The following is a 20,844-nucleotide window of genomic DNA, read 5'->3' on the forward strand; positions in this document are numbered from 1 at the left end:
GAGATTATTCACCTACAATCAAATAATGATTTTCCGCAAGGCGTACACGTGATATCCCATGCGGCAAAGGAGAGTTGAAAAGTTAATGGTTTGATGTGTTGTTACCACTTCTGATACTTTCCTTAAAAGATTGATTTCTTTCAAGCGAAAATACTGGGTAGCTCTTTCTTCAATTTTTAGTAACCGTATGTTAAATGTGTTGCTGACATTCTGAATGGTTCTACGAGGTGTCAGGCAATTGCTACCTTTCAAGTCATTACCTAAGATTTCCAGATTATGCTGCATGTCTGCGGTCCCTTTTTCCATCATAACAGCCTCTTTCTGTGCCTGCAAATCAAGCATAGTATCATTGTCCTGTACGTCTTCGGGTACAAAAAGCAACATACCGAACAGCAGAGTCAATATGAATAGGAAATTCTTCATGCTGCAAAGATATATGAATTTTTACGTAAAAAACAAATATGTGCCCTTTTTGTTTTTAATTTTGCATGCAATTATACTGAAAACAGATTATGAAAGATAAAAAATCTCTTGTTGGAGCTTGGATGGAGGCAGCACGCCCCAGGACTTTGCCGGCTTCTGTCAGTCCGGTTTTGTTGGGGAGTGCATTGGCCTATTATGACGGGATGTTCGATATCATGCCGGCAGTATTGTGTTTTTTTGTGGCTCTTTTCGCCCAGATAGCCAGTAACTTTGCAAATGATTATTTCGATTTCAAGAAGGGAGCCGACCGCGAAGACCGGTTAGGGCCGGAGCGGGCGGTTGCGCAGGGCTGGATCACGCCGAAGGCTATGCTGGCTGGTACATTTGTTACATTAGGGCTGGCTTGCCTGTTCGGTTTGTTGCTGATCTGTTTTGCTGACTGGCGGCTGATATGGGTGGGAATTGCGATCGCCGTATGTGTGTTGGCCTATTCTGCCGGGCCTTTTCCTTTGGCTTATAACGGGCTGGGAGATGTCTGCGTATTGTTGTTTTACGGAGTTATACCGGTTTGTTTTACCTATTATATACAAACGTTGAGTTTCTCTTTGTTGTCTTTTTTATTATCTGTGGCCTTGGGGCTTTTGTCTGTGAATATTTTAGTTGTCAATAATTATCGGGATTACGAACAGGACAAGGTTACTCGTAAACGGACGACAATCGTTTTGTTCGGTCGCCGTTTTGGCCGGGTATTTTATATTTTGAATGAATGTATTGCGTTTCTCCTGGTTCTTCCGCTTATCCTGGATGCTCCCTGGTGGATTCTGTTTTTATTTGGAATCCTGTTCGCCCTTTGCTTTTACACGACGCGGGAATTGTTTACATTGGAAGGGAGAGCTTTAAATCGCACGTTGGGGCATACTGCACGCAATGTTTTTCTTTTTGCAGCCATTCTTTCTTTGTTATTTTTATATGCAGGTGCCGGCCTGTAATCAGGACGCCGTAAGTTCTTTTCTCAATGCCTGCCAAGGCCAATGTCGCATATAAGAGATGTTATTCAATCTGTCTGCCGTAATCCTTTAAACGATGTTTAAAAGAAACTAATAAATTATGTTTTGCAACATAGTTCCATTAGGACTAAGTTATATATGGATGGTGCTAATAGGAAGATTATTAGATGGTTATTGCATAATGAGGATTAAACACTTTTTTATCTTTTAGCGTTTGATTATTATATTTCTAACTTAATTTTTATTATTTGAAATATTGTATATATATTTGCAGTGTTAAAAAAGCCACAGTCCTAATGGAACTATGACAGATTGTGATATTTTATTATTAAAGTATATAATAATGGTGAAGTAGCATTAGGCTGAAGAAATTTTTAAACGCTGAAAAAATATCTCTCTCTTGGAGGGATAGTACATATTAATCACAGATAAACTTAAATCAAGATGGAAAATTTTTTTGATCGTAATGATTTTCTGCGACAAAAAACACTGAAGACAATGGGGATGGCAGGCTTGATGTTATTAGCCTTTTCTTCGTCTTTGTATGCAGAAGATGTTTCCTTGTTGAAGCCACATGCTGGAACTAATGTCACTCAGCAGGCATCTACGTTGAAGGGTGTCGTATCGGACGATTTTGGACCGGTAGCAGGTGCTTCTGTTGTAGTTAAAGGCACAACTAATGGTGTTATGACCGGAATGGACGGAAGTTTTGTCCTGAATGGTGTAAAGAGAGGGGATGTAATAGTTATTTCCTACATCGGTTTTGCAACCCAGGAGATTACTTACACCGGACAAACAACCTTAAATGTGAAAATGAAAGAAGATTCACAACAATTGGATGAAGTCGTTGTTGTTGGTTTCGGTACACAGAAAAAGGTGAATTTGACAGGTGCAGTGAGCATGGTCAACGCAGATGTGATTGAATCACGACCTGTTCAAAATGTTTCTCAAGCATTACAGGGGGTTGTTCCCGGCTTGAACTTTTCAGTGAATACGGGTGGAGGAACATTGGACAATAAGCTGAATGTCAATATTCGTGGTACAGGTTCTATCGGTGACGGATCCGGTTCTTCGCCGTTAGTCCTGATTGATGGTATCGAAGGGGATATGAATACGATTAACCCTGCGGATATTGAATCTATATCTGTATTGAAAGATGCCGCATCTTCTTCTATCTATGGTTCTCGTGCTTCTTTCGGTGTGATTTTGATTAAGACCAAAGGCGGGCAATCAGGCAAAGTCAATGTTAACTACACAGGAAACGTCCGTTTCACGGATGCCTTGCAGGTTCCGGAAATGATGGATTCCTATCAGTTTGCCCAATATTTTAATGCGGCTGCTGCAAATGCCGGTCAAAGTGCCGTCTTCAGTGCAGAAGTCATGCAGCGTATTCAAGATTATCAGGCTGGCAAGATCAGTACCGTTTCGACTGCCAATTCGCAGAACAAATGGAATATGTATAGTGGATCAAATGCTAATACAGACTGGTTCAGTGAAGTTTATCGAGATTGGGTCCCTTCGCATGAACATAATTTGAGTGTGAGTGGTGGTTCTGAGAAAGTCACTTATCGTGTGAGCGGTAGCTTTTTAAACCAACGAGGCCTTATCCGTTATGGCGAAGACCGTTTCAAACGTTATACGATGGATGCTAAAATCTCGGCACAGTTGGCAAGTTGGGCGAGTTTGAATTACACGAGTAAATGGTCTCGTGAAGATTACAGTCGTCCTACCTATATGACGGGTTTGTTCTTCCACAACATCGCACGTCGCTGGCCGACCTGCCCGGTGTATGACGATAATGGTTATCTGGCAGAGGGCATGGAGTTGCTTCAGATGCGTGATGGCGGTGTGCAAACACAACAGAAGAACTATTATACACAGCAGTTAGGATTGAGGTTGGAACCAATTAAGGATTGGACGATCAATATTGATGGTAATATGCGTACACATACCAATAATCAACATTGGGCCGTATTGCCGGTTTATGCTCATGATGCAGATGGCGCTCCTTATGCGATTAGTTGGGATGGTGGCGCTTCCTATTCTCCGGGAGCCAGCCGCGTTATGGAAAGCCGTTATATAGAAGATTATTTCACGACCAACTTTTATACGGACTACGCAAAAACGATCGGTGACCATTATTTCAAAGTCATGGTCGGTTTCAATGCCGAATTGACGAAATACGACACGATGTCCGGTCAAGGTGATAAACTGATATCTGCTGAAACCCCGTATTTAGGTCAGACTACCTCTGAACAGAAAGTCAGTGGCGGACGGGCTGAAAATGCAGTAGCCGGTTTCTTTGGGCGTATCAATTATAACTACAAGGAACGGTATATGATTGAATTGAATGGCCGCTACGACGGATCTTCCCGTTTTGTCGGTGACAAGCGTTGGGGGTTCTTCCCTTCGGTTTCTGTAGGTTGGAACCTTGCGCGTGAAGAATTTGTGGGTGATTTAAGCGAATTGTTCAGCACATTGAAAGTGAGAGGTTCTTGGGGACAATTGGGAAATACCGATACACAAGATGCATGGTATCCGTTCTACCAGACGATGCCGACAGGAACGGCCAGTGGCGGATGGTTGATCAATGGTGTGAAACCGAATGTTGCAGGGCTTCCGGGTATCGTAAGTTCTCTGAAAACATGGGAAACGATCGAATCTTGGGACGTCGGTCTGGACTGGGCTTTGTTGAATAACCGTTTGACAGGTTCATTTGACTACTTTACCCGTTATACTTACGACATGATTGGGCCGGCTCCTGAATTGCCAAGCGTGTTAGGTGCTACTCCTCCGAAGATTAACAACTCGGACATGAAATCGTACGGTTTTGAACTGGAACTTTCCTGGAGAGATCGTATCGGGGATTTCAGCTACGGAGCTAAATTCGTTTTGTCTGATGACCAACAGGTGATAACCAATTATCCAAATGATTCGAAATCTTTGGATATCGCTCACTACAGTGGAAAGAAGTTGAATTCCATTTGGGGATATACGACTGTCGGTATTGCACAATCACAGGAAGAGATGGATGCTCATATTGCCAACAACAGACCGAGCTGGGGTTCCAATTGGAGTGCGGGCGATATCATGTATGCAGATTTGAACGGTGACGGCGTTGTCAATTCCGGAGCCAATACGGTTGATAATCCGGGCGACCGTACCATCATCGGTAACAGTACTCCTCGTTATAAATTCGGTCTGACATTGGATGCTGCTTGGAAAGGCATTGATTTCTCTGTCTTCTTCCAGGGAGTAGGCAAACGTGATTACTGGTTGTCCGGCCCGTATTTCTGGGGTGCTTCCGGTGGTATGTGGCAGTCTGCCGGATTCAAGCAGCATTGGGACTTCTGGCGTCCGGAAGGCGATCCTTTAGGAGCAAACTTGAACGCTTATTATCCGAGAGCCAGTTTCGATGGTACGAAGAACCAATACGTTCAAAGCGGTTATTTGCAGAACGCAGCTTACATCCGTATGAAAAATATCCAGTTAGGATATACATTGCCGAAGCAGTGGGTTTCTAAAGCCGGCATGTCTTCTGTTCGAGTTTATGTATCCGGTGACAATTTGCTGACGATATCCGATATTACGGGTATATTCGACCCTGAAACTTTAGGTGGAGCTTGGGGAGATGGAAAATTGTATCCGTTGTGTAAAACGATTTCCGTTGGTTTAAACGTTAATTTCTAAAAAATTAAATCATGAAACTGAATTTAAAAAAACTATATATTTATCCGATCGTAGCGACCATGGGGTTTTTGCCACTGTCTTGTAACGATTTTTTGGATAGAGAGCCGATTTCAAGCATTACTCCAGCGCAATATTTTAATTCTGCTGATGAATTAGGTGCTTATGCTGCCAATTATTATACGTCGGTCATACCCAGTTATGCCGATGCCTATGCTGCCGGTCCGTTGAATATGGATAGCGATACCGATAACATGGTGCATGGAGAAGCCAACACGACTCTTTTTGCTCCTAACCGTTGGCTGGTTCCGTCATCCGGAGGACCTGACTTTACTTTGATCCGTGCTATGAATTACTTTTTGGAACAAGTATTGCCGAAGCATGAAGCCGGCAATATTTCCGGATCGGAGGAAGATATCAACCAATATATCGGTGAGATCTATTTCATGCGTGCATCGGTCTATTTTGACCGATTGAAAGCCTATGGTGATTTCCCGATCATCACGACTGTCCCTGAAGATAAGTCGGACGAGCTGATCGAACTGAGCAAACGTGCACCTCGTAACGAAGTGGCCCGTTTCATCCTAAGCGATCTGGATAAAGCAATTTCGATGTTGAAATCCGGAAAAGCATATAACAAAGTACGGATAGGCAAGGAGATGGCCTTGTTGATGAAGTCAAGAGTCGCTTTGTATGAAGCCTCTTTTGAAAGATACCATAAAGGTACTCCGCGTGTTCCGGGAGAACAGGGTTGGCCGGGAGCGAATAAAGAATATAATGCCGGCAAGACTTTCAATATCGACAGTGATATTGATTTCTTCCTGACCGAAGCGATGAGCGCATCCAAAGAGGTGGCCGATAATCACAGTTTGGCGCAGAACACAAAAGTGTTGAACCCTGCCGTTAACCAGGTTTACGGATGGAACCCTTATTTCGAGATGTTCTCCATGCCGGATCCCAGTACTGTCGACGAGGTATTGCTGTGGCGCGATTTTGATGCGGATCTTAGTATGACTCATGGTTTCATGGCTTATATCCTGGAAGGTGGAAACAATGGTATGACGAAGAGCTATGTAGATGCCTTTCTGATGGAAAACGGTTTGCCTATCTATGCAAGCAATTCCGGCTATCAGGGAGATGTGACTATCGACCAGCAGAAAGCAGGCCGCGACGGTCGTTTGCAGTTGTTCTTGTTCGGCGAGTCGACCGTATTGACGAACGAAGATTCGTTGGGTTACTTTAAAACGCCTGAAGTCGTTGCTTTGACAGAACATCGCGACCGTACCGGTTTCCGCCAGCGTAAGTGGTATTGCTACGATCTGACGCAGATCCGTAACGGTGTGCGTGGTACGAACGGTATTGTCATTGCTCGTGCAACGGAAGCTTACCTGAATTATATCGAAGCTTCTTATATGAAAAACGGATCTATCGATGGAACGGCTTCTTCATATTGGAGACAATTGCGTGAACGTGCAGGCATCGATCCCGACTTCAATAAGACGATCGCTGCAACCGATCTTTCCAAAGAACCGGATTGGGCTGTCTATTCAGGATCGCAGAAAGTGGATGCAACGCTTTATAACATCCGTCGCGAACGTCGTTGTGAGTTTATCGGTGAAGGTAGAAGACAAGACGATTTGATTCGTTGGAGATCTTTCGATGCTTTGTTCCCGGAAAACATGGGTAGATATATTCCGGAAGGTGTTAATTTCTGGACTGAGATGTACAAGAATGAAGCTTATCTGAAAAAGAACGAAGCCGGCGAGATTACGACCGAGTCTGCTTTGATAGAACAGAAAGACGGTCTTCCTTCTGCTAACATTTCAAACCGGAACGATAGCAAGTATATCCGTCCGTATCACGTTGTAAAAGAAAATAACGAAGTATGGGATGGCTACCAGTGGAAGAAAGCTTATTATCTGCAGCCTTATTCCATTTTGGAACTGACATTGGCTTCTCCTGATGGACAATTGGAAACTTCTAATTTGTATCAGAATCCATATTGGCCGACAGTAGCCAGTGGCACTGCGTTGGAATAATTTTTCAACATATAATATAATTTGTGTTTGGTCGTGAGAGTTCGTGAGAATACTCACGACCTTTATAATTACATCGAGGCCGTAATTTGAACTTTGTCAGCAATGTGAGTAAAGATAAATTTGCTGACCGCAGTCCAAATTACGGCCTCGGTTATAATTAGGTTACAAAAGCAATCCGGCGGCTACCTCTTCCGCAACCGCATCGTTCTTGATGGCGGCTACCAAGGCGAGACCGAAATTCATGACTAATCCGGGACCTTTACCGGTTATCACGTTGTCGGAAACTTCAACAGCTTCGCCTGTGACGTTCGCACCGATCAGTTTCGGTTCAAAACCCGGATAGCAGGTCGCGTTACGGCCTTTTAATAAGCCGAGTCCGCCCAATACCATCGGAGCGGCACAGATTGCAGCGACGATACGGCCTTCGCGGTATTGCCCGAGCAATGCTTCTTTGACTGCCTCCGAATTGTTCAGGTTCGATGCGCCCGGCATACCTCCGGGGAGAATGAGGGCATCCGCGTCGTTCAATATGGCGTTGTCCAATGTCGTGTCGGCTGTGACCGGAACATGGTGTGCGCCAATGACAACCGGATCGGATGTGATGGAAACGGTTGTAACTTCGATTCCGCCGCGACGCAGAATATCGACAGTACCCAAGGCTTCCATCTCTTCGAAACCATTCGCTAAGAATACAATTGCTTTCTTCATGATTTATGGATTATAATTTATGATTTGTGATTTATGAATTATGATTTATGAGCTACAGATAAATCATAATTCATAAATCATTTAAGTTTATACAGATAGGTGATTGTACCACTCTGGTTGTTCGCTCCGCTGATACTGTTGAACTTGGCGCGTTTGGCCGCATCCAAAGCACTTTTGCGCATGGAATTGTTGTCGATGTTGGTACCTTTGCCTATTTCTGCAAATATAACATTACCTTTCGGATCTACCGTAATGTTGATTACGATCCGTCCCTCTTCCTGGATCGTGTAGGCAGGGCGGGGAAGGCCTCCTGCACCGATCGAACGTCCGTTCAGGTTGAATGAGCCGTAGCCACCCACACCTTCATTGGCTCCGTGGTCGGAATTACCGAACGGGCTGCCCTGGTTGCCGGTTCCTGATTCGGCATCTCCCTGGCTGTTTCCGGCCTGGCTACCCATACCGAAAGCACCTGCAACTTTGTTGCTGATGGCCTGTTCTTTCTTACGGCGCTCTTCGGCGAGCCGTTTCTTTTCGGCTTCTTCCTTGCGGATGCGTTCTTTTTCAGCTTCCTCTTTCCGTCTCTTTTCCTCTTCTTTTTTGCGAAGCTCTTCTTTCTCTTTTTTCTTTTTCGCTTCTTCGATCGCAACGCTTTCCTCCATATCCTGCGTTACCAGTTCTTCCTTGGGAGTTTCAACCTTCGGTTTGGGCACTGGAGGAGGAGGAGTGGTCGTTTCCTGAGGAAGTTCCTGTCCGGTATATTTAGGTTCGAATGTTCCTGCCGCCGCATTGACATTCCCGAAGTTCACCAGAATACCGCCGTCCTCATCAGGCACGACAGTCTTCAGGACCGTGAAACCCAGAATCAGCAGGATGAACAGGTGGAAGGCCACCGAACCTGCTATACCATATATGTCATCTTTATTTAACTTCATGAATTATGAATTATAATTTATGATTTATGAATTCTGATTTATGGTTTATCATCGACGCCTAAATCAGAAATCAGAATTCATAAATCTCAACTATTTCTGTGGTCGGGTGGCAAGCACCATTTTAAACTTATTCTGGTTTGCAATGTTCAGAATACGTACGATTTCTTTATAAGGGACCGTTTCGTCTGCATACAAGGCTACAAACATTTCCGGTTCTTTTGCATAACTGTCTTGCAGGAACGGTGTGATCTCTTCGAATGACACCTGTTTTTCCCGTTGGTTACCGAAAGCGACGTAGTAATTCAGATTCGCATCTATCGTGACACGCGTAAGCGGCTTGGCTGCTGTTTGCTTTTGTGCTTGCGGGAGTGTCACCTTGATGGCATTCGGAATCACCACAGTGGAGGTAACCATGAAGAAAATCAACAGCAAGAATATGACATCCGTCATAGAGGCCATACTAAAGCTTTCGTTTACTTTTGTTCTTCGTTTTAAAGCCATAACTTTTTGATTTATGATTTATGATTTGTGATTGTATCTGTGTCGGGATAAATCACAAATCATGAATCTTTAGTTTGCCGGTTCGTTCAATAAATCCATGAATTCCATGGTGCGGGCTTCCATCTTGTTTACCACGTTGTCTACCTGCGAAACCAGGTAGTTGTAAGCAAACAGGGTGATGATGCCGACTACCAGACCGCCTACCGTCGTTACCAATGCTTCGTAGATACCCCCGGACAACAGGGATACGTCTACGTTTGTTCCGGCATTGGCCATATCGAAGAAAGCACGTACCATACCGGTCACCGTCCCTAAGAATCCCAACATGGGAGCGCCCGCGGCCGTCGTGGCGATCAACGGAAATCCTTTTTCGAGTTTGGCAATCTCCAGGTTACCCACGTTCTCGATAGCAACCAGCACGTCGTTCATCGGACGCCCCAGGCGGGTGATGCCTTTCTCGATCATACGGGCGGAAGGAGTGTTGGTGCTCCGGCACAGGTTCAGGGCCGAATCGACCTTTCCTTCATGGATATAGTCCTTGATGCGGTTCATAAATGTTTCATCCTCCTTGCCGGCACGGCGGATGACCATCAGGCGTTGGATAAATATATAACATGCCATCAGCGACAGTAACAATAAGACAACCATAATCCAACCTCCTTTAAAAGCCAGGTCGATTACATTGATTTCTGCTTCCGTGGGTGCTGTTACTGCCGTGAGGTCCGGCATCTGTTCTGCTGTTTGTGTCCCTACTGCCTGCAGGGAAAGTAAAATACTCATATTTGATTTATGATTTATGAATTATGATTTAATGAATTATCTATTAATTGTCAATTATCCATTATCCATTGTCAATTGATAAGACATTCTTTATATAAGCGGATTGTTTCTTTTAGCCCGTAATAGAGTGCATCGCAGATCAACGCATGGCCAATGGAAACTTCATCCAGTCCCGGAATATTTTGATGGAAATAAGCCAGGTTTTCCAAACTCAGGTCATGACCGGCATTTACGCCTAATCCCAAGTTCTTGGCAAGTCCGGCGGCAGCGATGAAGGGAGCGATTGCTTCTTCGCGGTTTACGGGATAGAGGCTCGCATATGGTTCCGTGTATAACTCGATACGGTCGGTCCCTGTCTTGGCGGCCAACTTGATGTTTTCAAGGTCCGTCCCGACGAAAATGGAAGTACGGATACCGTGTGAAGTGAAAGTATCGACTAACTCGCTCAACTGGTCGAAGTGGGCTTTCACATCCCAACCTGCATTTGAGGTGATGGCGTCGGGTGCATCCGGCACAAGTGTCACCTGCGTCGGTTTTACTTTCAGAACCAGGTCTATGAACTTCTCGCAAGGATAACCTTCTATGTTAAACTCTGTTTTTATTTCAGGTTTCAAGGCATATACATCGCTGTATCGGATATGACGTTCGTCCGGTCTGGGATGAACGGTAATTCCTTGTGCACCGAAAGCTTCACAGTCTAATGCTACTTTTAATACGTTTGGTACATTGCCACCGCGTGCGTTACGAATGGTTGCGACCTTGTTAATGTTTACACTTAAATTTGTCATCGTATATCGTTATATCTTTTTTCTTTCATTACATTTGCACAAAAGTATCGGCAAATTTAGCAGTATTTAGGGAATATACAGAAGAATGTTGGTGAAAGATTTCATAACGAAGGAAATTCCGGTGTTAAAAAGTTTTGACACCGGAGAATATGCATTAGCCTTGATGGATGATTTTAAGTTAAAGCATCTGCCGTTGTTAAGCGAAAACGTATATCGGTGTCTGGTTTCTGAAAAAGACCTGTTGGCGATGCCGGATCCGACTGCTACTATCGGAGATCCGGTACTGTTTTCACCGAGTGTTCAAGAAGATTCCCATATCCATGAGGCGCTTGCGTTGGTCACCCGCTATCGGTTGAGCCTCCTTCCTGTCGTGAGCGCGGAGGGAGAATATCGCGGAGCCGTTACGCGCGATACACTGATCGATATCCTGTCCGAACTTTGTAACGCCGATACGGCCGGAAGCGTATTTGTGCTGGAAGTGATGCCGCAAGATTATTCGCTGACGGATATCGCCCGTCTGGTCGAGGCGAATAATGCGCATGTCCTGAGTCTGCTTTCCTATACGGATAAGAAAACCGGACGGTTGCACCTGGTTGTCAAGATCGATCTGGAAGATGCTTCTCCTGTGATCCGGAGTTTCGAACGTTTCAATTATACCGTCCTCTATTATTTCTTGGAAAAAGGGGTAGTGGATGACCTTTTACAACAACGAATGGAAGAGTTGGTCCGTTATATGAACATATAGGAAATTGAAAATTGAGAATTTAAAATGAAAAAAGTAGGAGTTTTCGGAAGTGAATATCAGGCAGACAAACAACTTGTGATTAAGCGTTTGTTTGAAAAACTGGTTTCTTTGGAAGCAGAAGTTTTTGTGGATCGTGACTTTTTTCTCTTCCTTACGGATGCTTTGAATTATGAACCGCCGGTATCGGGCATTCTGACAAACGACGAGTTTGATCTGGATGTGGCATTGAGCTTGGGAGGAGACGGAACATTCCTGCGTACTGCCGCCAGGGTGAATAAGCAGGATATCCCCATTTTAGGCATCAATACCGGGCGCCTCGGTTTTTTGGCAGATGTGGCAAGCAACGATATAGAAGATACATTGGATGAATTATTCAAAAACTATTATAAGACGGAAGAACGTACATTGTTGCGCCTTCATACGGAAGACCGCGTATTTCACGGTTATAATTATGCTTTGAATGAAATAGCGATCCTGAAACGGGACACCTCTTCCATGATTACAATCCATACGGCGCTTAACGGGGAATACCTGACTTCTTATCAGGCCGACGGTCTGGTTATTTCCACACCGACAGGTTCGACGGCCTATTCGATGAGCGTGAACGGTCCGATTATCATTCCACAAAGTAAGAATTTGGTGTTGAGTCCGGTCGCGCCGCATTCGTTGAATGTCCGTCCGTTGGTCATCCCGGATTCTTTTACGATCACATTGGGAGTGGAAAGCCGGAATAAGTATTTCCTGATCGCCCTTGACGGGCGTTCCGAGATATTTCCGACCGGCATACAACTACGGGTGAGTAAAGCGGATTATACGACCAAGGTGATCAAACGATACAATCATACTTTTTATCAGACTCTCCGTGAAAAACTCATGTGGGGCGCTGATACGAGGATGAAATAAGCCTTAAAACTATGTTTTGCAGCATGATTTTGTTAAACATGGTTAAGTAAATGAATTTTCCAAACAAAAATGTATGCTACATAACATAAAGTGCATATATTTGCACTGTGTTTTTCATGGTATTAGATTTAAGGTTAACAATGAAGATTGGCTGTCCGTGAGGATGGCCTTTTTTTGTATATGGTATTTACAACATACCGGCTGTTTTGCTTTTGCTATGGCGGTATGGATTTGCAGGGTACCTGCAGAAAATTTAAACAGGCTTTTAAATGTCACCGTTTGATAGTTTATTTGATTATCTTTGCGAGTTCAATGTAAGGGCCGAATGAGGTGAATATGCGAGAAATATCAATACATAGCGATACTATAGAAAAACTTAAACAAGGTTCTTATGAAGCGTTTGATACATTATATAATATGTACGCGGATTCTTTGTACGGATTTGCCTTGTTGCATACCAAGTCTGCTGTCCAGGCTGAAGACATCGTGCAGGAGACGTTTCTCAAGCTGTGGAACATGCGTGCCTCCTTGTCTGTCGAGGGCTCTTTCAAATCCATGTTATTCACGATCGCCAGGAATCATGTGATCGACGTTTTCCGCCAACAAATCAACCGCCCGGATTTTGAAGATTATATTCGTTTTTGTGAAGACGAGAACCTTTTGGATAACACTTCCGTTGAAAAAATATATTACGATGATTTTATCGACAAGCTGGCGATTGCCAAGCAAAAACTGACTCCTGCACAGCGGAACATCTTTGAAATGAGCCGTGAGGAAGGAATGAGTAATGCCGAGATTGCCGTTCTTTCGGATGTCTCTGAGCAAACGGTAAAGAACCATTTGTCCGCCGCCTTAAAGATCCTGCGTGAAGAACTCAGGAAATATAATTTCCTTTTTGCCCTTTTCATATAAGGGAATCGAAAAACACATCCTCTCTTTTAAGTCTTTCGAGTGACTCTCTAAATATTTTCAGCTGTTTCATATTGGTGAAAATAAATTTTCATGCCGGAGAAAATAAATTTTCACCGGGGTGAAAAAATTTTTTCTTCAGCATGAAACAAAAAATATGTTTTAGAACACATGAAAATGTCTGGTACTTTTCCGGAGCTTCTTCGTGTAACTATAAACAATCGACAAATTATGACCGAATTATTTGACAGATTATATTCTCAATTTTTAAGAGGAAAGATCAATCGGCAAGAATTCAGAAGCTTCAAGGAATCCTTGAATCATCTTTCGGATCAGGAACTGTCCGAAAGGATGGAGTCGTTTTGGAATGAGCATACCGTCTATCCGTCTCTGGAGGTCGGGCGTAAGCAGGAAATTCAGCGGAGGCTTCGTTCACAGATAAATCCATCAAAGACCTCCATTCGCTGGTCTCGTATTGTGGCGGCGGTGGCCGTGGTTGCCGTCTTGTCCGTTACGGCGTGGAATTTTTCTCTGTTGCATGAATTGCAGAACGGGAATGCTTCTTTCCTTGCGGAAGTCCCGGCCGGGGATAGAGTGCAGTTGACGTTGCCGGATAAGAGTTCTGTCAAATTGAATTCGGAAAGTTCCTTGTCTTATGCCTATGTCGGAGGCAAGCGTATTGCCCGCTTGGAAGGCGAAGGTTATTTTCAGGTTTCCAAAGATACGAGACATCCGTTTGTCGTGCAGGTAGGCAGCTTGAATATCGAAGTGTTGGGAACTTGTTTCAATGTCTGTTCGTATAAAGAGAACGACTTTGTGGAGACTTCTCTGATTGAAGGTTCTGTACGTCTTTACGACTCCAAGTCGCCTTCTGAAAGTATAATTCTGAAGCCGTCGCAGAAAGCGATCTATTCGAAAAATAATGGAAAAATCAGTTTCCACAATACAGACAATGTAAAAGAAACCGCTTGGATACAAAATCGTCTGGTGTTCGAATCGGAAAAGTTGGGTTCGGTGTTCCAAAAGATTGAAAGATGGTATGGTGTGCATATCGAGCTGCTTTGTCCGGAGATTGTGAACGACCCGATTACCGGTTCGTTTAGGGGCGAACAACTTCCGTACGTCATGGAAGCTCTGAAAATCCAGTATGGGTTTGATTATGAAATCACAGGAAACAAGGTTACGATCAATAAATCAAATCAATTAAAAATAAAATAAGCCTATGAGATGAACAGGTGAAATAAGAGAAAAAGTGTTTTTTAAATCAATTGTTTAATTCTAACTTAAGTCTATTTATCATAGTCATGAAGAAAGTATTTCGGAGTGCAGCACTCCTGTTTTTGTGTACGACCGTGTACGCACAGGACATTTCGCAAACCATGTCAATGAATTTGCAGAATGTCACATTGAAAGAATTTTTTAAGAATCTGGAGGCACAGACTTCTTTTTCAGTAGTTTATCGGGATGTTATTCTAAGCGAAAATCCGGATGTCGTCGTTTCCGTTTCCAATCGCCCGTTAAAGGATATCCTGTCTCAGGTATTGGAAAAACATGGCCTTTCCTACAAGGTGAGCAACAAGACGATTGTCATTGTCAAAGCCGAAGCACAGACTCCGGTGAAACAGCAAAAAGCAAAGAAAATATCCGGTGTGATTACCGATGAGACGGGACTTCCGGTAGCCGGAGCGAACATCGTGGTCAAGGGTACGACCAGTGGGACCATCTCGGACATGGATGGTAACTTCTCTTTGGAGGCTGCTCCGGGAGATTTGCTGGAAATATCCTATATCGGCTTTTTGCCGATGGAGGTAAAGGTCGACAACAAGAATACGCTTGACATCCTGATGAAAGAGGATGCACAAGGGTTGGATGAAGTAGTCGTGGTCGGATATGGTACGGTGAAGAAGAGAGACTTGACAGGGGCGGTGGCTTCTGTTGGCGCGGCCAAGATTGCAGCCGTCCCGACCTCTACAGCATCGGAAGCCTTGCAGGGACGTATTCCGGGGGTTGTCGTTTCAAATGCCAACTGGTCACCGGGCTCAACTCCGAACGTGATGATTCGTGGTAAACGTTCGATCACGGCAAGTAACGACCCGTTGTATGTGATCGACGGCGTTCCTGTTACCGGGGGCATCGGTGAAATCAGTCCGTCGGATATCGAATCTATGGAAGTGTTGAAAGATGCGTCGGCAACAGCTATCTATGGTGCTCGTGGTGCGAACGGTGTGATCCTGATCACGACCAAGCAAGGTAAATCAGGCAAGACGCAGATCGACTATAACGGATATGTCGGAGCACAGACAATCCTGAACCAACTTGAGCTTTGGGATGGTCCGGAATATGCCGAATATACGCGTGAGGCTTATCGCAATACGAGCAATAATTCGATTCGCTACAATTCGGATGTGGCTTCAAGAGAACAGGATATGGTCTGCCCGGGATTCACACGCGACCCGTCGATCATGGAATCTGTCATGATGGGTTGGGGCGATGATGGCGTTTACTATCCATCCCGTGTCCGTACGACCCGCTATATGGACCATGTGACCCGCACCGGAATGGTGACCGACCACCAGTTGAGCATCCGCGGCGGTGGAGAACGGACGAACTTCCTGGCTTCCGCTACTTACAATAAGAATAACGGTATCTTCAAAGATGAGGATTATGAACGCTATTCGATCCGTTTGAACCTGAACCATGAGATTAATAAATATGTAAAGATCGGGGCGCAGACACAATATTCGCATGCCATCCAGCAACGCGGGGCCGGGCTTGCCGGTGGCTGGCGTTTGAGCCCGTTGGCTCAGTTGTGGGATGAAAACGGCGAGATTATTCCGTTGCCGGGTTCTTATAATGTATATAACACGATGATGGACCTTGTTCCGGGAGCTGTGGATCGTCCGTTGAAGACTACCCGCTACTTGGGCAGCTACTCACTGGATATCAAATTGCCGGTCGACGGCCTGAAATTCCGTTCGAATTTGGGTATCGATGCCCGTACCGTGCAGGACTATGAGTTCAGGTCTGCCAAAACCAGCAACCGGGGCATGGGTACTTCTTATGCCAAGAACGCTGTGGACAAATACACGATGTTTACCTTGGAAAACATGCTTTTCTACGATAAGACCTTTAATGACAAGCATACGTTGGGGGTGACTTTGTTGCAGTCCGTCCAGGAAGATAAAAAAGAGAATGTGAATGTCGCAGTGGAGAACCTGCCGGCAGATAACCTGAAATATTATGATATGGGATCGGGGTTGGTGACCAACACGATCGGCAGTTCGATGATTAAGTGGAATATGGCTTCTTTCATGGGACGTATCAATTATAACTATTTAGGGCGTTACCTGTTGACGGTTTCCGCCCGTTATGACGGCTCTTCCCGTTTGGCCGACGGACACAAATGGGTGCTTTTTCCTTCTGCCGCATTGGCATGGCGTATCAATGAAGAGTCTTTCATGTCGAGTACATCCGGATGGTTGGATAACTTGAAACTGAGACTCGGTTTCGGTAAGACCGGCAACTCGGCCGTGGATCCTTATCAGACGAAAGGTACGTTGTCGTTGATCCGTTACCCGTTCGATAACGGTGCGTCCGGAACGATCGGGTATGCTCCGAATGCGATGGCGAACAGTTTGTTGACTTGGGAAACGACGGACCAGTGGAACTTGGGTATCGATTTCGGTGTGTTGAGAGGGCGCATCAACGGTACGATCGATTTGTATATGCAGAACACGCATGATCTGCTGTTGAAACGCCAGTTACCGGTTGTCTCTGGCTTCTCGGACGTGCTTTCGAATGTAGGCAAGACACGCAATAAAGGTATAGAAGTCTCTATCAATTCAGTGAACATCAATACGAAAGATTTCCAATGGACAACGGATTTGATGTTGTCTTCGAACAAGGAAGAAATCGTGGAACTGTATAATGGCAAGAACGATGATATCGGTAGCAAATGGTTTATCGGCCAGCCGGTGAATGTTCATTACGATTACAAGAAAGTGGGAATCTGGCAGAACACGGAATCAGACCTTGCCGAGATGGCGAAATTTGCCGCCAACGGTACGGACTTCGCTCCGGGCGATATCAAGATACAGGATGTGAACGGCGACTATAAGATCACGGATGCCGATAAGCAGATTCTGGGTAACCCGCGTCCGAAACTGATTGCCAGTATGGTGAATACATTCAACTATAAAGGTTTCGACCTGTCTGTCTTTTTATATGCGAGTTTCGGCGCTATGTTGTATAACGATATTTATGCAGTGGAACATTGCGGGCGTAACGGAGGGGTGAAAGTAGACTACTGGACACCGAACAACCCGACGAACGCTTATCCTCGTCCGAGTATCGACGAAGAACGCCCGATTTATATCACGTCCACCTATTATGAAAAGGCAGATTTCCTGCGCGTGAAGACAATGACATTGGGATATACCTTGCCGAAGGACCTGACCAAGAAGTTCTTGGTTGAGAAACTGCGTGTTTATTTTACGGCCCAGAATCCGTTTGTCTTCACCAATTATACGGGTATTGACCCGGAAGCTGCAAAAGTGGACGATGCCGGTAATCCTAAAACAGATGGTAGCGGTTTTGGTACTCCGAGTGTCAGCTCCTGGATTTTTGGTATAAACTTGACTTTGTAATTTTAATCTTATAAATAAAGAATGAAAATGAAATCTATATATTACTATATGCTGGCAGGTCTGACGCTTTCTACATCAGGCTGCAGCAGCTGGTTAAGCGAAGACGACGCTCCGGTGATGTCGTACGATTATTATGAAACCGAAGCCGGAGTAAATGCGGCTATTACGGCGGCTTACGGTTTCCTCCGTTGGGGTGTCGGCGGCGAACGTTTCGATGTTTTGACCGAACATGGTACGGATCTGTTCACGGAAGGCGAAGATGGCAGCCACCGCGAATCGTACAATAAGTATGCGACGCAGTTGAACCCGGATGACGGTATTTTGTACGAGATGTGGCAAAACCATTACAAGGGAATCAGCGATGCCAATATCGCCATGCAGAAGATTCTGGATTCACGGGATTTGCTTGAGAATGTGAAATCGCAGAGCTATGCGGAAATGCAGTTTATCCGTGCTTATCTCTATTTTGACCTGGTGCAGCAGTTCGGACGCATACCATTGGTTTCCGAAGGTAGTTTTGATATCCGTACGAGCTTCAAACGCGCACCGGTGGCCGATATCTACAATTTGATTATAAGCGATTTACGTAATGCGGTGGAGAATCTGCCGGAAAAGGTCTCCACCAAAGGCCGTGCCACCTGCTATTCGGCTGCACATCTGTTGTCCAAAGTGTATCTGACCCGTGGCAGTGCCGTCAGTGATCAGCGTGGACAAAAGGCGACCGATATGGACAGTACGCTATACTATGCCGAGAAGGTGATCAACAGTGGTGTTTTTGCTCTTCAGGAAAACTTCTCTTCCCTGTGGGATATCAGCAACCAGGGAAATTCCGAAGTCGTGTTTGCCGTGCAGTTCACAACCGAGCCGATGTTTAACGGGGACGGTAATAAACAACACCTTTATTGGTTGTCGTGGTATGAAGACCAGCCGGGTATGTTGCGCGACATTGCGAACGGCCGTCCGTTCCGTCGTCATGTGGCGACAAAGAAGACAATGGACGATCTGTATGACCGTCTGCATGATTCTCGTTTTTACAAGAGTTTCAAGTGGGTATATTATGCCAATAACGTAAATACGCTGCCTGTTTGGGAATCCCTCTCTTATGATGGTTCTGTCTATTTTACCCCGGATCCGTCTAAAGGACAGATTGCCGGCCAGCTGAAATTCCAGCATGGCGATACGGCGATTTATTATACGATGGAAAAAACCGGATACCAGTCGAACAGTGATGAAATGCGTAAGTTCCGTGCCAACTATACGTATTCTTATTTCCCTCGCGAAATGCATTCGATCCGTTATTATCCGTCACTGGTGAAATATCTTGATCCGAGCCGTCCTTCCGTATCCGAAGAAAAGGGATCTCGCGAATGGGTACGTATGCGTTTGGGCGAAACATATCTGTTGGCAGCGGAAGCAGCCGGCCGTAAAGGCGATTTCGACAAGGCCGCCGAATATATCAACGTGATCCGCAAGCGTGCCGCTTGGGCCGAAGGCGAACAGAAAGACCAACAGATTTGGCTTTTCGAAGGTGGCGCGAACGATACGCAGAGCACATATGACGCTCTGAAGGTTTCTCCTGCCGACCTGCAAGGCGATTTTGTCGAATTTATCCTGAACGAACGCGGACGTGAATTGTTGGGAGAGACCAACCGTTGGGAAGATTTGGTTCGTTGTGAACTGTTGTACGACTGGGTGAAGAAGTACAATCCGGATGCGATCTATATCAAACCGTATCACAAACTTCGTCCTATCCCGCAGAAACACATCGATCGTCTGAACCCTGTCGGCGAACTCAGCGAAGAGCAGAATGAAGGTTATTATTAATGTCTGTGTTTAGAGATTAAGCGATATAAATATAGGTATTAGTCAAAAAGTGGCCGGCTGCGATGGAATAGATGATATTCCGTTCGTAGTCGGCTTTTTTGTGTTTTTTATCCGTTTTCTTTCATGACACAGGCAAAGATGCTATCTTTGTGTACGTCAAGATCACGGACTACGGGTTTTTATTAGAACGAGTGGTTTTGATTTTTATGTAAATGTTGTACACATGATTTATGTCAAGATCCAAAAATAAGATATGAAGAGAGTTTTCTGCCCCAAGTGTGATAATCAGTTAGCGTTTGACGAAACAAAATATCCGGATGGTAAAGTGTTGGCATTCGTATGCCCGCAATGTGGTTCTCAGTTTAAAATCAAGTTAGGACGAAAAGTTGTCCGTACCAAGTCCGGACAGGAGAAAGAGGTGAAGGAACCGGATTTTTCCTGCGGTTATATTACAGTAATCGAGAATACCTTCGGATTCAAACAGGAACTTCCCCTCATAATGGGCGATAACGTAATCGGCCGTCGTAACAAAGATACCGATGGAGTCGATGTACCCATCATCACGAGTGACCCCAGCATGGGCCGTAAACACTGCGTGATAAATGTAAAAGAAGATAAGGAAGGAAAACTCGTTTACACATTGCGCGATTTTCCAAGCCTTACCGGAACATTCCTGTGCAGCGTCCTTGTCGGAAAGAAAGAACAGGTACGGATCGGGGAAGGAGCCATTGTGACGATCGGCGCTACCACCTTTATTCTACATGTGCCGGGAGGAGAGGAAGAGTAGGGGTTGCGATTGGAACTTAGAAACTGTCCGGAGTGAAACCGACCTCCTGCATCAGGGCGATAAGGGAGATAAGGGGAATTTGGCGTAGGTTTCGGGAGAGATGGATGCAAAAAATCCTTTTCGACTCCGGGACAGTGAACTAAGCTAAAGAATCATTATTCATGC

16 protein-coding genes are annotated in these 20,844 nt (G+C 45.0%); 10 read left to right on the forward strand and 6 right to left on the reverse strand.

The annotated features are described in order from the left end of the window. Positions 1-18: 18 nt before the first annotated feature. Positions 19-423 carry a hypothetical protein gene (locus BQ9893_RS05445; protein ID WP_075965077.1) on the reverse strand — a complete coding sequence of 135 codons (405 nt, stop codon included), beginning with the start codon at positions 421-423 and terminating at the stop codon, positions 19-21. Between the two features lie 89 nt (positions 424-512). Here BQ9893_RS05445 and BQ9893_RS05450 point away from each other — a divergent pair, with 89 nt between their 5' ends. From BQ9893_RS05450 to BQ9893_RS05460, 3 genes are all read left to right on the forward strand, one after another. Beyond that, positions 513-1,412: a 1,4-dihydroxy-2-naphthoate polyprenyltransferase gene (locus tag BQ9893_RS05450; protein WP_075965078.1), complete on the forward strand. Its 900-nt coding sequence runs from the start codon at positions 513-515 to the stop codon at positions 1,410-1,412. A 462-nt stretch (positions 1,413-1,874) separates the two neighbouring features. Then, a complete protein-coding gene (locus BQ9893_RS05455) occupies positions 1,875-5,120 on the forward strand; it encodes a SusC/RagA family TonB-linked outer membrane protein (RefSeq protein ID WP_075965079.1) in 3,246 nt (1,081 codons plus the stop codon). Positions 5,121-5,131: 11 nt separating this feature from the next. Further along, complete coding sequence (locus BQ9893_RS05460) at positions 5,132-7,156, forward strand: RagB/SusD family nutrient uptake outer membrane protein (protein WP_075965080.1); 2,025 nt, start codon at positions 5,132-5,134, stop codon at positions 7,154-7,156. Positions 7,157-7,318: 162 nt separating this feature from the next. Here BQ9893_RS05460 and BQ9893_RS05465 read toward each other — a convergent pair whose 3' ends face one another. The 5 genes from BQ9893_RS05465 to BQ9893_RS05485 all read right to left on the reverse strand — a co-directional run bounded on the left by BQ9893_RS05465 (position 7,319) and on the right by BQ9893_RS05485 (position 10,865). Continuing rightward, positions 7,319-7,864: a DJ-1 family glyoxalase III gene (locus BQ9893_RS05465; protein WP_075965081.1), complete on the reverse strand. Its 546-nt coding sequence runs from the start codon at positions 7,862-7,864 to the stop codon at positions 7,319-7,321. Between the two features lie 77 nt (positions 7,865-7,941). Beyond that, positions 7,942-8,796 (reverse strand): energy transducer TonB family protein, encoded by an 855-nt coding sequence (locus BQ9893_RS05470; protein ID WP_075965082.1) that lies wholly within the window; start codon positions 8,794-8,796, stop codon positions 7,942-7,944. Between the two features lie 90 nt (positions 8,797-8,886). After that, positions 8,887-9,297 (reverse strand): ExbD/TolR family protein, encoded by a 411-nt coding sequence (locus tag BQ9893_RS05475; protein WP_075965083.1) that lies wholly within the window; start codon positions 9,295-9,297, stop codon positions 8,887-8,889. Positions 9,298-9,366: 69 nt separating this feature from the next. Continuing rightward, the gene (locus tag BQ9893_RS05480; RefSeq protein WP_075965084.1) at positions 9,367-10,077 is read right to left on the reverse strand and encodes a MotA/TolQ/ExbB proton channel family protein; all 711 of its coding nucleotides are present in this window, start codon (positions 10,075-10,077) and stop codon (positions 9,367-9,369) included. A 71-nt stretch (positions 10,078-10,148) separates the two neighbouring features. Beyond that, a complete protein-coding gene (locus BQ9893_RS05485) occupies positions 10,149-10,865 on the reverse strand; it encodes a pyridoxine 5'-phosphate synthase (protein ID WP_075965085.1) in 717 nt (238 codons plus the stop codon). An 85-nt stretch (positions 10,866-10,950) separates the two neighbouring features. On the opposite strand from BQ9893_RS05485, the gene BQ9893_RS05490 reads away from it, so the two are divergent. The 7 genes from BQ9893_RS05490 to BQ9893_RS05525 all read left to right on the forward strand — a co-directional run bounded on the left by BQ9893_RS05490 (position 10,951) and on the right by BQ9893_RS05525 (position 20,679). Continuing rightward, a complete protein-coding gene (locus BQ9893_RS05490) occupies positions 10,951-11,610 on the forward strand; it encodes a CBS domain-containing protein (protein WP_075965086.1) in 660 nt (219 codons plus the stop codon). A gap of 24 nt (positions 11,611-11,634) precedes the next feature. Then, positions 11,635-12,513, forward strand: coding sequence for an NAD kinase (locus BQ9893_RS05495; protein ID WP_075965087.1), 879 nt, complete (start codon positions 11,635-11,637; stop codon positions 12,511-12,513). A 336-nt stretch (positions 12,514-12,849) separates the two neighbouring features. Then, positions 12,850-13,425, forward strand: a complete 576-nt coding sequence (locus BQ9893_RS05505) for an RNA polymerase sigma factor (protein WP_075965089.1) — start codon at positions 12,850-12,852, stop codon at positions 13,423-13,425. A gap of 228 nt (positions 13,426-13,653) precedes the next feature. After that, the gene (locus tag BQ9893_RS05510) at positions 13,654-14,640 is read left to right on the forward strand and encodes a FecR family protein (protein ID WP_075965090.1); all 987 of its coding nucleotides are present in this window, start codon (positions 13,654-13,656) and stop codon (positions 14,638-14,640) included. A gap of 86 nt (positions 14,641-14,726) precedes the next feature. Continuing rightward, the gene (locus BQ9893_RS05515) at positions 14,727-18,068 is read left to right on the forward strand and encodes a TonB-dependent receptor (RefSeq protein WP_075965091.1); all 3,342 of its coding nucleotides are present in this window, start codon (positions 14,727-14,729) and stop codon (positions 18,066-18,068) included. Between the two features lie 21 nt (positions 18,069-18,089). After that, positions 18,090-19,892 (forward strand): RagB/SusD family nutrient uptake outer membrane protein, encoded by a 1,803-nt coding sequence (locus BQ9893_RS05520; protein WP_081415374.1) that lies wholly within the window; start codon positions 18,090-18,092, stop codon positions 19,890-19,892. Between the two features lie 253 nt (positions 19,893-20,145). Beyond that, entirely contained in the window at positions 20,146-20,679 is a 534-nt protein-coding gene (locus BQ9893_RS05525) for an FHA domain-containing protein (protein ID WP_075965092.1), read from the forward strand. Positions 20,680-20,844 lie beyond the last annotated feature (165 nt).

The organism is Parabacteroides massiliensis, from assembly GCF_900155425.1.
GTDB classification, from domain to species: domain Bacteria; phylum Bacteroidota; class Bacteroidia; order Bacteroidales; family Tannerellaceae; genus Parabacteroides; species Parabacteroides massiliensis.